The sequence below is a fragment of the Mucilaginibacter roseus genome (assembly GCF_021215455.1).
Classification (GTDB): Bacteria; Bacteroidota; Bacteroidia; order Sphingobacteriales; family Sphingobacteriaceae; genus Mucilaginibacter; species Mucilaginibacter roseus.
Map to the genome: position 1 here is coordinate 609252 of NZ_JAJPWV010000002.1, position 12940 is coordinate 622191.

The 12940-nt window shown below is 44.5% G+C and carries 10 protein-coding genes and 1 tRNA gene; 5 read left to right on the forward strand and 6 right to left on the reverse strand.

What is annotated here, in order from left to right:
* Positions 1-44: 44 nt before the first annotated feature.
* Positions 45-1448 carry a tetratricopeptide repeat protein gene (locus tag LT679_RS07555; RefSeq protein WP_232176852.1) on the reverse strand — a complete coding sequence of 468 codons (1404 nt, stop codon included), beginning with the start codon at positions 1446-1448 and terminating at the stop codon, positions 45-47.
* 421 nt (positions 1449-1869) lie between these two features.
* On the opposite strand from LT679_RS07555, the gene LT679_RS07560 reads away from it, so the two are divergent.
* Positions 1870-3522, forward strand: a complete 1653-nt coding sequence (locus LT679_RS07560) for a S8 family serine peptidase (protein ID WP_232176853.1) — start codon at positions 1870-1872, stop codon at positions 3520-3522.
* A gap of 125 nt (positions 3523-3647) precedes the next feature.
* Here the strand turns inward: LT679_RS07560 and LT679_RS07565 are convergent, their stop codons facing one another.
* A complete protein-coding gene (locus LT679_RS07565; protein ID WP_232176854.1) occupies positions 3648-5531 on the reverse strand; it encodes a DUF4153 domain-containing protein in 1884 nt (627 codons plus the stop codon).
* Positions 5532-5600: 69 nt separating this feature from the next.
* On the opposite strand from LT679_RS07565, the gene LT679_RS07570 reads away from it, so the two are divergent.
* The 3 genes from LT679_RS07570 (at position 5601) to LT679_RS07580 (ending at position 8583) form a co-directional block, all read left to right on the forward strand.
* Complete coding sequence (locus LT679_RS07570; RefSeq protein ID WP_262909258.1) at positions 5601-6656, forward strand: pyruvate dehydrogenase complex E1 component subunit beta; 1056 nt, start codon at positions 5601-5603, stop codon at positions 6654-6656.
* Between the two features lie 137 nt (positions 6657-6793).
* Positions 6794-7474, forward strand: a complete 681-nt coding sequence (locus tag LT679_RS07575; protein WP_232176856.1) for a hypothetical protein — start codon at positions 6794-6796, stop codon at positions 7472-7474.
* Between the two features lie 86 nt (positions 7475-7560).
* Positions 7561-8583 carry an LLM class flavin-dependent oxidoreductase gene (locus LT679_RS07580; RefSeq protein WP_232176857.1) on the forward strand — a complete coding sequence of 341 codons (1023 nt, stop codon included), beginning with the start codon at positions 7561-7563 and terminating at the stop codon, positions 8581-8583.
* Between the two features lie 221 nt (positions 8584-8804).
* On the opposite strand, the gene LT679_RS07585 is transcribed toward LT679_RS07580, so the two are convergent.
* Positions 8805-8916, reverse strand: a tRNA-Asp gene (locus tag LT679_RS07585).
* A gap of 152 nt (positions 8917-9068) precedes the next feature.
* On the opposite strand from LT679_RS07585, the gene LT679_RS07590 reads away from it, so the two are divergent.
* Positions 9069-9545, forward strand: coding sequence for an Lrp/AsnC ligand binding domain-containing protein (locus LT679_RS07590; RefSeq protein WP_228951284.1), 477 nt, complete (start codon positions 9069-9071; stop codon positions 9543-9545).
* A 5-nt stretch (positions 9546-9550) separates the two neighbouring features.
* Here the strand turns inward: LT679_RS07590 and LT679_RS07595 are convergent, their stop codons facing one another.
* From LT679_RS07595 to LT679_RS07605, 3 genes are all read right to left on the reverse strand, one after another.
* A complete protein-coding gene (locus LT679_RS07595; protein WP_232176858.1) occupies positions 9551-11797 on the reverse strand; it encodes a Tex family protein in 2247 nt (748 codons plus the stop codon).
* Positions 11798-11871: 74 nt separating this feature from the next.
* Positions 11872-12348, reverse strand: a complete 477-nt coding sequence (locus tag LT679_RS07600) for a hypothetical protein (RefSeq protein WP_232176859.1) — start codon at positions 12346-12348, stop codon at positions 11872-11874.
* A 12-nt stretch (positions 12349-12360) separates the two neighbouring features.
* Positions 12361-12882: a protease gene (locus tag LT679_RS07605; RefSeq protein ID WP_232176860.1), complete on the reverse strand. Its 522-nt coding sequence runs from the start codon at positions 12880-12882 to the stop codon at positions 12361-12363.
* Between the last annotated feature and the right edge of the window lie 58 nt (positions 12883-12940).

A 12940-nucleotide genomic window follows, 5' to 3' on the forward strand; every position in this document is an offset into this window, starting at 1 on the left:
CCGGGTTATCCGGCCGCTGAAAAAATAAAGCATTAATCAAAAAACTATCTTGTATACCTGCTGATGATATCAATGATCACCTTGTTTTTTTGCAGTTGCGGTAAATAATCAAACAGGATGTAATGTTTCTCCGGATCAGTGGCCAGCGCCAGTTCCAACTGGTTCAGCGCCTCATTATAATCGCCCTGGGCAAACAGGTAAGCTACCATACGGTAATATAGCTCGGCCGCGTCAGGATTATTTTTGATGGCCTGTGTCATCACCTCTATCGCTTCTGCCAGTTTTTCCTGCTCATATAATATGGACGAATAATCTAACCAGGCATCTACATCAACCGGGTTAAGCTCCACCACTTTTTCATATGCTTTCTCTGCTTCCTCAACATGCCCCAGTTTGTACTCGGCATCGGCAATGGCAAACCAGTAATCAGCGTTTGACAGGTCAAGGTCGAGTGCCTTTTTGTAAAAGTGCAGCGCCTCAAAATAGCGTTCCTCAAAATCAAGCGTTACTCCTATCCCAAACCATGCATCAGCCAGCTTGGAATCCATTTTAACTGATTTTTTGTAGAACGCGCGGGCCTCATCCATCTGCTCCAGTTTCTCGTAGCACTCGCCAATGGCACAGTAAGTATCGGCATTGGGTTGCTCGTATTCAAAGGTCTGGCGGTAAACCTCAATAGCTTCAGCATATTTTTCGAGGTTAACCAGCGCGTTGCCTTTATTAAAATAAGCCGACGCGAAGCTGTCCTTAATCAGGATGGCGTAATCGTAAGCATCAATAGCCTTTTCAAACAAGCCAAGCTTGGTAAAGGCATTGCCCAGGTTATACCAGGCAGCATAGCTGTAAGGCTCGTTATCAATATATTGCTGATAAAACTGTACGCTTTCCTCCTGGTTGTCGAGCACATCATAGCAAAAAGCCAGTTCGTACAAGGCATCCTGGTTTTCCATATTCTGCTCAAGGCAGCGTTTTAAGTACACAACAGCCTGCTCATACTCACCCATATTTTGATGCACATAGGCCATATGCAATAATACCTCATCAGTATCATCAGCCAGTTGAAGTGCCTTTTCATAGTTCTCGAGGGCTTCGCTATAGCGCTCCATACTCTCGTACAAATTACCGCGGATGATGTAGATATCCGGGTCAGACGCTTCGAGCATGGCGGCCTTGTCAAGGGCTTCAAAAGCATCGCTTGCACGGTTGGTAACCATCAGCAATTGTGCCTGCTTAATTAAAAACACTGCGGCAAACGGGTGCTGGTTACGGGCATACTCCACTACCTGTAATGCTTTCGGCGGATCGTTCTTCTCGATGTAGTAGTCGATAATGTTCTCAAACGCCTGGGCATCAAAAAAGTACTGGTCGTGGTTACGAATCATCTCTTCGTAACGTTCTACCGAGAACTTGGGATCCTCAGTAAAACCAAATTCAAATTCTTCTTCCATTCACTAATTTGTTTGCAGAACATCTCGCTTATAAAGCAATCATATTAAAATGTTGCTTTTTAAGGCTTATTTGCATTGAATTTAACAACTAAAATCAATGTGGTATTTATTTAGTTTTCCACATCCGAACATTAGCTAACAACCTGCAGCTGTAACTACCTGATAATAAACAAATATTAAAGGGCAAGAATACGGCGGAGGGTTGATGGCCGAAATCGGATTAAAAAATTACCTTTGATAAAGATACAACATTATACGCAACCTTGTTGTTAATCCGTTTACTGTTTACATATAAACGACAAAAACTATAAATTTAGTACAACACCGCAAACATGGCCGCGCATAGAGGTATTCTTCCTTATAAACAATCATTGCCCGCCAGTCATTATAGATCATACACTTTAAAACAATACAGTTATACATGCTTAATTTTAAACAGACGATAGCCGCCCCCTTGCTTGCCAGCGCTTTATTGCTTACGGTTGGCGCGCATGCCCAAACACCGGCGGCACCCGCTGCGCCTGCGGCCGAATTGCCAAAGAACTGGCACCTGCTCGACCTGAAGACCGATGGTTACTTTGGCATAAGCCTTACCCCGGCTTATGAATTGATAAAAGGCAAAAAAAGTAAAACGGTGGTAGTAGCCACCATTGATAGCGGTATTGATACCGCACAAAAGGACCTGGCACCCATACTTTGGGTAAACCCGAAAGAAAAAGCCGCCAACGGCAAGGATGACGACAAAAACGGTTACGTTGATGATGTACACGGCTGGAACTTTTTAGGCGGCCCGGGCGGCAAAGCCGATTATACCGAAACTACTGAGGAAGTGCGTGAATACAATCGCCTGAAAGGTAAATACGCAAGCATTACCGCAGCAAACGCTACTGATAAAAAAGAATTTGCCTACTGGCAACAGGTAAAGGCAACACACGATACTACCGTTGCTAAAGCTAAAACGGAGACCGATCAGTTATCGCCGGTATTGAACGTATTGATGGCTACCAGCGGTTACATTAAACGCGAACTTAAACTGAATGCCGAAGGTTCATTTAAAAAAGGCGACCTGGAGAAGATCACTTCCGCTAATGATACCATTATGCAGAGCAAAGCCATATGGCAGTCAATCTTTACCCAGCAAGGCGGGGATGATGATGCCGCGGGTGTTATTAAGGAGCTTAGCGAATATCTTACCAAACTGAATAACGACCTCAACCCTGACCTTACTTCGCGCCAGCGCATAGTAGGTGATAACCCGGATGTTTGGGACACCAAGCCTTACGGCAGCAACATCCTTAAATTCCCGGATGCATCGCATGGTACTGGCGTTGCAGGCCTGATCGGTGCGGTACGCAACAACGGTTACGGTATTGATGGCGTTGCCGATAATGTGCGCATAATGGGTATAAAGGCCGTTCCGAATGGTGATGAATACGACAAGGATATAGCCAAAGCTATCCGCTACGCGGTTGATAACGGTGCCAAGATTATTAACATGAGCTTTGGTAAAAAACTATCGCCACATAAAAAATGGGTGGATGAGGCCTTTAAATACGCAGCATCAAAAGACGTATTGCTGGTGCAGGCCGCAGGTAACGATAACCAGGATGTTGATGCAAAACCACAATTCCCGAATGATACCTTTGAGGATGGCTCGGTTACAGATATGGACAACGTGATTGTAGTAGGCGCATCAGCCGCTAAAAACGACCAGGAACTGGCCGGATCATTCAGCAACTATGGTAAAAAGAATGTGGACGTTTTCGCTCCCGGCGTAAAGGTAACGTCGGTTGACAAGGATGCCGAGTTTAACACGGCAGACGGTACCAGCTTTGCCTCGCCAATTACAGCAGGTGTTGCGGCCTTAGTGTTAGAGTATTATCCTAAACTGAGCGCCAAACAACTGAAACAGGTTATCCTGCAATCGGCCACGCCACTTAACGGCACCATGGTGTTAAAACCAGGCAGCAAAACCGATAAGGTTGACTTTACCACCCTATCAAAAACAGGCGGCATTGTTAATGCCCAAAAAGCGTTAGAAATAGCTGCTACGTTAAAGGGCGAAAGGAAATAAGTTGGTGAGCGGTGAGTAGTGAGTGGTGAGTAGTCATCGGAGATTAGAAATTGAAAACTGCCACCATACACTGCAATTATAAAAAAGTAAAGGGCCTGGTAAAATTTACCGGACCCTTTACTTTTTTATTTGCGTTTGATCAAGTAGGTACCGCTCAGATCAATTCGGGTTATCTTTTTATTTTCATAGCTGTAACTTAATCTGCTCAACACCAGTTTCACCTCAAAACTTTTTGACTGGCCTGAAAGCGTTAATAATGATGCCGGTATGGCAACCGCTTCAATATTTGTATCAACTCCCTCATCATCTTTTTTAGGGTACCTGGCAGTCAATGTAGGAATCAACTCATTGGGGTCAAAAGTGATCAGTTCATTATTTATCCATATTGAATACTTGTAAGATTTAGATTTTTGTTTGATGGTTAAATCCGCTCCTCTTGATATCACACCGGCTGTATCGGTATAAGCATTCAAATCAATTATATAATCATATCCTTTTAAAACCAGCACTTCATCTTTATTGTTAAAAATGTAATTTACAAATGGTAAATCAACTTCTACCACATCACCGTCGTAATACCTGCCGCTAAATTTGTTCAGGTTTAACTGCTTTTTCACCCACGTTAATTTATTCATCCTTAACTCGTACCGGTCCATTGCGAAACCCTTGTTCCATTTACTGTTTCGTTTACCTAACGAATCGCTTACGGCTTGCAGATTTGTGTTAAAATAAGATTGCAGTGAAGTAATGTCGTGCCGGTTAACCAAATATTCCAAAACCGCTACCGCACGGTTACCATCTTGCTTACTTATTTTTTTTACGGGGATGAATTTACCATCGCGGTAACTGCCATTACGCTCCATAATGTTTGCCAGGATGCGCCGCTGAGAAAACTCAGACACCGAAAAAGCGCCCTGCGGGCCATACACCGATAGCAGGGCAAGGATGCTTAAGGTTATCGGTATCAATTTTATATTCTGTTTTTTAAACAGCAAAAAATAGATGGTGATAAACAACAGCCAGCAGGCCAATGCTATCAAAAAATACCTGAACTCGGTAATGCCATATTTAAAAACCCTTGCGCCTATAGCTACAAACAACAGCACCAGCAAGGGCAACATTAAAAAGTAAAAACTGCGCGCATAGGTTTTAAGCCACTTGTTTTCGGCTTGCTCACGTATGGGGTAAACCAGCAATAACGATAGTATGCCGAATACCGAATACCCCATAATGAGGTAGCCCACATTACCTTTGGGCAGATTCCACTTCGCTAAAATCTTAACCTCATAAGCTAATAATATGGCTACATAAATGGTTGCCAGCGGAATGAGCACATACTGGGTGAACACTTTTAATCCTTTCGGATAACTAAAGTCGCCATCTAAAGCGGTAAAATCTGTAGGCACGCCAGATAAAAAGAACAGGGTACCGAACATGAACACGATCCAGGTCCAGATGATGCGGTAGGTATCAAACTCAAAATTAACCCCGAAAAGATAATTTACTGCACCTACAGCTGCCGAAATACCAAGCCCTAAAACCACGCAGTACAGTGCCGAGGTCAAAAATCGCAGAAACAAGGTTTTATTGAATTGCCAGAAACCTTGTATTCGCCCGCTTTCTGTAAAACCCGAATAGGCCACCACCAGGTGCAGCGCTATGCTTAGTAAAAAGAAACGGGTATAGTCTGATTCGCGCTCGGTAGGATCAAGCAGGAACAATATGGCAACTGCTATGATAGATGCGAGCAAATTTAGCAGCAGCTTTTTGGCCCGGGCAAGTGCATGCGCCTCCGCAAAAAGGGTAGCCGAAAGATTAAGCAACAAACCCAGGTTACCCATCATGGTAAGGCGCAGGCACCAGTTCTCGGCCTCGCGGGCAATGGTATTCAGCTCAATATTTACAGTGGTAGCTATTGTTGCCGTAAGCGCGAAAAGCAATTCAAAAGGGAAACGCTTTGCGGTTTTGGCGGCACTTTCGGCTAAATTTTTCAACGAAGGAAATTTCATGCAGATAAAGTTTTGTTTGCCTAATGTAACAAACTTATAAACACGCCCTGTAAAAATGACTTTATTAAAATGCGGGCAGATTGCATTTCAAACATTATCGATTATATTTGCGTCCGTAAAAAAATCATTTTTCAAAGTACAATGAGAGAAATACAATTCAGAGAAGCGCTTCGCGAGGCAATGTCGGAAGAAATGCGCAATGATGATAAAATATACCTGATGGGTGAAGAGGTTGCCGAATATAACGGTGCCTACAAAGTAAGCCAGGGTATGCTTGATGAATTTGGCGCGAAACGCGTTATTGATACGCCTATCTCTGAATTGGGTTTTGCAGGTATCGGTATCGGCTCGGCCATGAATGGCTTAAAGCCGATCATCGAGTTCATGACCTTCAACTTCTCGCTTGTAGCTATTGACCAGGTTATCAACGCCGCGGCAAAAATGATGAGCATGAGCGGTGGCCAGTTCTCTGTGCCAATCGTTTTCCGTGGCCCAACCGGCAACGCGGGTATGCTTAGCTCACAGCACAGCCAGTGTTTTGAAAACTGGTATGCCAACTGCCCTGGCTTAAAAGTGGTTGTACCATCAAACCCTTACGATGCTAAAGGTTTGTTAAAATCAGCTATCCTTGATCCGGATCCGGTTATCTTCATGGAGTCAGAATTAATGTACGGCGACAAAGGCGAAGTGCCTGAAGAAACCTACTACATTGAAATAGGTAAAGCTAAAGTAGTAAAAGAAGGTACTGATGTTACCCTGGTAGGCTTCGGTAAAATTATGAAAGTGGTTAACGCCGCTGCCGAAGAACTCGCTAAAGAAGGCATCAATGCTGAGGTTATTGACCTGCGCACCGTTCGCCCTATTGACTACGCTACCGTTATTGAATCGGTTAAGAAAACCAACCGTTTAGTAATTGTTGAAGAAAGCTGGCCGTTAGGTTCTATCGCGACTGAGGTTGCCTTTAAAGTTCAAAAAGACGCGTTTGATTATTTAGATGCGCCTATTCAACGTATTATGGGTGGCGACGTGCCACTTCCATACGCTCCTACCCTGATACAGGAGTACCTGCCAAATGCCGACAGAGTGGTTAAGGCGGTTAAACAGGTAATGTACGTTACCAAATAAGACCTCCAAACCAAACTAAATACAATTTTAAAGCCTGCTTTATTTTTAAAGCGGGCTTTTTTATGCACCAAATTTTTATAGAGAGACTTAAACTTATATAACCGTTACTCTTTATATTTAACGCATATCACATTCATATGCAACCTAAAGTTATTCTTACCTTATTTGCACTGCTCTACATCACGGTAAACGTTGTTGCTCAGGATAGCTTGAAAGTTGATAGTGCTCAAAGTTTAAATCAAACAAAAACCAACCCTGTTATTTATAGCGATTTTCATTTTGGGTGGTCCTTTTTAGGGGCTACAGGTATTTACGGTGGTTTCAATATTAATTATCAGCACAAAAAAAATCTGTTCACCCTAAGATATAACGCCATTGCCGATCTGGCTGACAGAAATCCTCAATTAAGAAAATTACAAATAATTGCCATTGAAGATCAGGGATATTATAAGGAATATGGCATGCTATACGGCCGAAGATACCTCACCAATACACGAGGCTTAAGTTTTTCGGCTGGCGCCTCATTCAATTACCGCGTACGTAAATATCCTAAAGCCGACGGTGGCAAAACCATAACTTACGCCTATTATCCCGGCTTACCTTTTGAATTTAACGTGAACTGGTTTAAGGGCAGGAAACGGCGCTTTCGTATTTATCATATTATACCTGTTGGTGAGCCTACGGCATTTGGCGCCAGTATTGGTTTTAAACTACAGGGCAATGTCTCAAAAAATCCGTACCTCGCACTTGGTGTTGTTTATGGCTTAGGAATGTTTAAGCATTATAATGATGAAATTACCAAAACTGCAAATAAATAGCCTTTAGTAACAACAATGCCATAATCAGCTGTCAAGTCGTTTTTCGACGATGCGCCTCATAGATTTGTGCTTTCTAAAGCTATTATATGAGTACAAATAACATCACCTTGAGTGTTCTTGATCAGTCGCCCGTTCGCAAAGGCGCTACTGCCGAGCAGGCTGTTCAGGAAACTATAGCATTAGCACAATTTACCGATAAACTGGGCTATCACCGCTTTTGGGTATCAGAACATCATAACACCGGCATATTGGCCGGGTCGACACCCGAGGTATTGATCGCCCATCTGGCGGGTGTTACTAAACACCTGCGTATAGGCTCAGGCGGTATTATGATGCCTAACCACAGTACTTTAAAAGTAGCCGAGAATTTCAGAATGTTGGAAGCGTTGTTTCCCGGGCGGATTGATCTGGGCATGGGCCGTGCACCGGGTACCGACCGTATTACCGCCAGCATACTTAACCCATCAAACCAGTTTAAGGAGCAGGATTTTGTAGAGCAGCTTGCCGATCTGGTTGACTATTTTCATGACCGTGGCGAACCGGGAACAATAAAAGCACGCATACGCGCCATACCACAGGTACAAACCGTGCCGGGTATGTGGCTGCTTAGCTCAAGCGGGCAAAGCGGATTGTTTGCCTCGCATTTTGGCATGGGCCTATCATATGCGCACTTTATCAATCCTAATGGCGGCGCGGCGGCGGTGAAACTTTACCGTGAGCGCTTTCAGCCATCCGAAGATATGCCTGAGGCGCAAGCAAACGTGGCGTTGTTTGTTTTTTGTTCAGAGGACGCAGAAAAGCTAATGCAGCACCGCGCGGTTATGGAGCACCGCTTTTTACAGTTTGAAAAAGGCGGCCCCATTGGTCCGCTAACGTATGATGATGTAAAGGATGTGGTATACAATCAGCCCGAGGTTGACCGGCTTATCCATCATGCCAAACGCATAGTTACCGGCACTCCCAACGAAATCAAACAAAAACTTACCATGCTGGCAGAGGAATATCAGGTTAATGAGATTATAGCGATAACCATTTGCGAAAATTTTGAGGACAGGGTGAGATCATACGAGTTACTGGCGGAGGTGTTTGGGTTGGAAGGGCGGGTTTAAAGGTAAAAACCTCATAAAAAAGCAAAGCCCCTGATGGGCAGGGGCCTTTACTAACCAATTATAAACCTAAATTATGAGAAGAGCTGTAGGAGAAGGAGTCGAACCTCCACGGAGTGGTTATTCTTATTACTAAGAGTTTCCCAGGTTCTCCGCCACCGGGACAAGGAGGTGTGTCTGCCAAAATTTCACCATCCTACAGTAATTATCCGAGCCATCGGATGCTGTTGGGGAAGGATTCGAACCTCCACAGAGTAGTTAGCCCGCTTCGGGTTTCCTATGATCTCCGCCACCGGGACAAGGAGGTGTGTCTGCCAAAAATTTCACCACCCAACAGTATTTTTTCTTTTAAAGAACTTCAAGCATTTCTCATTTGCTTAATACAAATTTAAGGGACAACTTAAATTCTTGCAAATATTTCAATAAAATAATTTTATTTTTATTCAGATTTTAATTAAACTTGTATTAAAATATAGATTTTCTAATTTATGCCCCACAGAAAAGCCCAAAATTTAGAAATTGATAATCTCGATATACAGATATTATCAATCTTAATGAAGAATGCAACTACTCCGTATACCGAGATTGCAAAGGAACTTATCGTATCAGGCGGTACCATACACGTACGTATGAAAAAGCTTGAAGAGATGGGCGTTATAAAGGGTGCGAGCCTGGAGGTTGACCCGCAAAAATTAGGATATGATATTACCGCTTTCCTGGGTATCTACCTTGAAAAAGGTTCGCAATACCAGGAAGCTGTGGCACAGTTAAAAAAGATCAACGAGATTGTTGAACTGCATTACACCACTGGCAGCTGGAGCATTTTCGCCAAAATTGTATGCCATGACACCAACCACCTGCGTGAAGTACTTAACGAGCACATACAAAGCGTAAGCGGCATCCAGCGTACCGAGACATTTATTTCACTTGAAGAAAGCATTAAACGCCAGATAACGCTGGAATAAAACGTTTACTTAAACTTACTTTTTAAAGCAGCAAGCTTAGCAGCCATATCCGTTTCCGGGTGTGGCTTATTTTTTTGGTTGGATGCCGCCCGGTTATTATCATTACGACGCGGTTGAGCAGGCTTTTCGTCATCCTTCATAGATAGCGAAATACGCTTGCGGTTAACGTCAACCTCGGTAACACGCACTTCAACCTTCTGATGCACCTTTAATACCTCGTTCGGATCTTTTATAAAGCGGTTAGTGATCTGGCTCAGGTGCACTAAGCCATCCTGGTGTACGCCAATATCAACAAAGGCGCCAAAGGCCGTAATGTTGGTTACAATGCCGGGCAATTTCATACCTACTTTCAGATCATCAATAGCATTAACGCCATCGGTAAAGCTAAATGCCTCGAACTGCTCACGCGGATCTCGGCCCGGCTTGGCCAACTCGGCCATAATATCATTCAAGGTTGGTAAACCCACCGTATCCGACACATACTTTTGCAGGCTGATGCTTTTGCGTAGCTTATCATCGGTCATTAAATCTTTAACCTTACAGTTATGATCTTTGGCCATTTGCTCAACCAGCGCATACCGTTCGGGGTGTACAGCGCTCGCGTCAAGTGGGTTTACCGCATCACGTATACGCAAGAAACCGGCCGCTTGCTCGTAGGCCTTGTCGCCCAAACGGGCTACCTTACGCAGTTGGTCACGGCGTTTAAAGGCACCGTTCTGATCGCGATAGCTAACTATGTTTTGCGCCAGCTGCGGGCCAAGGCCCGATATGTATGCTAATATTTGTTTTGATGCCGTGTTGAGCTCCACCCCTACTGCGTTTACGCAACTGATAACGGTATCATCCAACGAGGTTTGCAGTTTATTCTGATCCACATCGTGCTGATACTGCCCTACACCGATTGATTTTGGGTCGATCTTTACCAGCTCTGCCAATGGGTCCATCAGCCTGCGGCCGATAGATACCGCGCCACGCACAGTAACATCCTTGTCCGGAAATTCCTCCCGTGCAACCTCTGAAGCAGAGTAGATAGAAGCGCCGCTTTCATTCACCATTACAGTGGTAACGCCCGGCAAGTTTAAGCCGCGCACAAAAACCTCGGTTTCCCGGCCTGCGGTGCCGTTGCCTATGGCTATAGCCTGTATTTGATATTGTTCCGCTAAATGTTTAACCGTTTTTTCAGCTTCTCGTACATTGCCTGCGCCGGTATGCGGGTAGATGGTTGTATTCTCTAACAGCTTACCCTGCTCATCCAAACAAACCACCTTACAACCCGTACGGAAACCGGGGTCAATGGCCATAACGCGCTTTTGCCCCAGCGGAGCGCTCAGTAACAACTGACGGGCATTCTCCGCAAATACACGGATGGCTTCTTCATCAGCCTGTTTTTTGGTGTACAAACGAATTTCTGTCTCCATGGATGGCTTCAGCAAACGCTTGTAGCTATCCAACAGGGCCAGTTGCACTTGCTGCGATGCCGGGTTGCTACCCTTTATAAAAGCTTTCTCCAGCAAAGCGGTGGCCTCATCATCTTCAGGCTTTATATCCAGCCAAAGTATCTCTTCCTTTTCGCCGCGGCGCATGGCCAGTAAACGGTGCGACGGAACTGTTTTTACCGGTTCGCTCCAATCAAAGTAATCCTTGTATTTAATTCCGTCATGCTCCTTGCCGTCAACCACTTTGCTTTGTATAGTACCTTTTTGAATAAATAGTTCACGCATTTTGGTACGGGTATCGGCATGCTCGCTAATGTACTCGGCAATAATATCGCGCGCCCCGGCGAGGGCTTCGTTTATATCAGCTACACCTTTTTCCGTATCGATGTATTTCTCTGCCTCCGCTTCAACATCAAACCGGGTCTGCTCCAACAAGGCGTCGGCCAGTGGCTGTAATCCTTTTTCGCGTGCAGCGGTTGCCCGGGTTTTACGCTTGGGGCGATAGGGCAGATAGATATCCTCTAATGATACCATGGTTTCAGCCTCATTTACCTTAGCCTCAAGTTCGGGCGTTAACTTGCCCATATCAGCAAGAGACTTCAGGATGGCTTCCCGACGCTTATCCAGATCGCGCAATTGCTGCAACCTGTCGCGCACGGCGGCTACCTGAACTTCATCCAAACTGCCCGTCAGCTCCTTACGGTAGCGCGATATAAAGGGCACGGTAGCACCCTCATCAAGCAGGTTGGCGGTGGCGCTTACCTGTTTTTCGGCAATAGCAAGTTCGGTGGCAATTTTTTTGAAATGGGTTACCATAAGCGTCGTTTTTTCGGACTGCGAAGTTGGCTTTCTTTGGGCAATTATCAAAGAAAAGATTTTCAAACAGCACATCAGGATCTGCCCGAACCGGTATATGCTAATATATCAGCCAGCAGCTTTTCGCGATCCAGAATTCCATAAGGTATCATTATTTTTCCGGTCCCTTTCATCATACGGTCAAAGGCGGAAACTGTTGTATCCCACAATATAATTGAACCACCGGCTTTTTGCTTAACAGCAAGGTTGTTCCAGGGCAAAAACCTGCTTCCGGTAACGACCTTAACCTCAATCCCGTTATCACTAACTATTATTTTTAACAACATATAGGACGCCATAATCTTACTGACCATTACGTACATAGCGATCAATAAAAATGACAGCACAAAAAGAGAAACCAAAAGTTGCAAGCCTTTTTCGCTTGTAGGGGCGGTATAATATTGATAACCCATTACCATTAAAACACCCGGCAAAATAATGGCAAGCGAGCGTATCAATAACCGCCTTTTTATACTGCTTGCTTTTGTTTTATCCAATACATACACCCTCATTGCAGTTCTGAACTACTGGGCATACACAAAGCTCACGCTATCCTTAACCACTAGTCCGCTTACACCTGTGCTGTTGTAAACCACGGTATATTTGCCTGGTTTTTCAATAGCGTATGATTTTGACAGGTCGGCCGTAGCTGAGATGCTATCGCCCGGGGCAAGCTTGATGTAGCTGTCGGCAGGTGGCGGCATCATGCGTTTGGCCATAGCGCCTTTGTAGCTGGCTTCCTGCCCGTCCTCGCTTTTAATGTCGACATATTTGCTTAAAGGTGGCTCGAATGGGGTATGCCATTTCAAGAATTTTGATGCTGTATCAGCCGGATTATATACCGTAAATTTTAAATTAACCGGTTCGCCCATTTTCACCGTATCGGCTATTTGCATGGTGGCATAGATGGTTTTCGGGGCATCCTGTTGTGCAGTAGTATCGGCATTGTTTGCAGTTGTATCGGCATTGCCCGATTTGCTGTTACCGGCACCGCACGAGGCCAGCGCTAAAGCCGCGGCAGATAATAATATTTTGTAGTTTTTCATGGTGTAAAAATACGTTCTCCACATTAAACGCTAATTAAATTTTAAGGTTTGATGTGAT

What these genes read in the sequence shown, in the direction of transcription:
- LT679_RS07600 (WP_232176859.1), bottom strand. Translation starts at nt 12,348, where the DNA reads ATGAGGGTGTATGTATTGGATAAAACAAAAGCAAGCAGTATAAAAAGG.
- LT679_RS07570 (WP_262909258.1), top strand. Translation starts at nt 5,601, where the DNA reads ATGCGGGCAGATTGCATTTCAAACATTATCGATTATATTTGCGTCCGT.
- LT679_RS07575 (WP_232176856.1), top strand. Translation starts at nt 6,794, where the DNA reads ATGCAACCTAAAGTTATTCTTACCTTATTTGCACTGCTCTACATCACG.
- LT679_RS07605 (WP_232176860.1), bottom strand. Translation starts at nt 12,882, where the DNA reads ATGAAAAACTACAAAATATTATTATCTGCCGCGGCTTTAGCGCTGGCC.
- LT679_RS07565 (WP_232176854.1), bottom strand. Translation starts at nt 5,531, where the DNA reads ATGAAATTTCCTTCGTTGAAAAATTTAGCCGAAAGTGCCGCCAAAACC.
- LT679_RS07595 (WP_232176858.1), bottom strand. Translation starts at nt 11,797, where the DNA reads ATGGTAACCCATTTCAAAAAAATTGCCACCGAACTTGCTATTGCCGAA.
- LT679_RS07580 (WP_232176857.1), top strand. Translation starts at nt 7,561, where the DNA reads ATGAGTACAAATAACATCACCTTGAGTGTTCTTGATCAGTCGCCCGTT.
- LT679_RS07560 (WP_232176853.1), top strand. Translation starts at nt 1,870, where the DNA reads ATGCTTAATTTTAAACAGACGATAGCCGCCCCCTTGCTTGCCAGCGCT.
- LT679_RS07590 (WP_228951284.1), top strand. Translation starts at nt 9,069, where the DNA reads ATGCCCCACAGAAAAGCCCAAAATTTAGAAATTGATAATCTCGATATA.
- LT679_RS07555 (WP_232176852.1), bottom strand. Translation starts at nt 1,448, where the DNA reads ATGGAAGAAGAATTTGAATTTGGTTTTACTGAGGATCCCAAGTTCTCG.